Source organism: Sphingomonas mesophila (assembly GCF_003499275.1).
In the GTDB taxonomy this organism is placed as follows: domain Bacteria; phylum Pseudomonadota; class Alphaproteobacteria; order Sphingomonadales; family Sphingomonadaceae; genus Sphingomicrobium; species Sphingomicrobium mesophilum.
The window spans coordinates 1-609 of record NZ_QWDF01000010.1; the positions used below are offsets into that span (position 1 = coordinate 1).

A 609-nucleotide genomic window follows, 5' to 3' on the forward strand; every position below is an offset into this window, starting at 1 on the left:
CATCGGTTTAAATTTATTTAATTATGTTATTTGATGACGCCGCAAGCCATACGCGGACCGCCACCGCCTAATGGAGCCGGGTGATCAGAGTGGTTATCGCCGCCTTCGTGAATCATTAAAGAGTGACCTTTAACTTCATCAAGTTTTTTCAAACGCGGAGCAAGAACCGGATTGGTTGCAGAACCGTCGTGTGCGATGGTTAATGCCGGTAAATCACCTAAGTGCGCATCGTCCGACCACGGATAGCCGTGTTGCTTGGTATCTTTCGGATCCCAGTGCCCGCCCGCGCCTAAACCGGCAACCAGTTTACCGTCTTTTTCTTTCGGTTCACAGCTTGGGTTTTGGTGAATATGGAAGCCGTGTAAACCTTGAGCTAAACCGTGTAAGTGCGGAGTAAACACTAAACCGTATGCAGATTCGGTAATTTCTACCGTACCGACATCCTTGTTTCCTTTTACAGGATCAAGTTGTTGTACTTGTACGACAAGTTTTTCCACTGAGCTGTTATCCGCTTTTTTATGATCATGATCCGCATGTGCAAAGGCAACTGCCGATGCGCCGAATAATGTAAAAGCAAGAGCTAGATTTGTGAGTTTCATAGAACATCCC

Annotated in this window: 1 protein-coding gene; it reads right to left on the bottom strand. The window is 46.5% G+C overall.

Features of this window, described 5'->3' with window-relative positions; translation table 11 throughout:
• Positions 1-26 precede the first annotated feature (26 nt).
• A partial coding sequence (sodC, locus tag D0Z60_RS11495; protein ID WP_275896727.1) for a superoxide dismutase [Cu-Zn] SodC occupies positions 27-609 on the bottom strand: 583 nt, incomplete at its 5' end.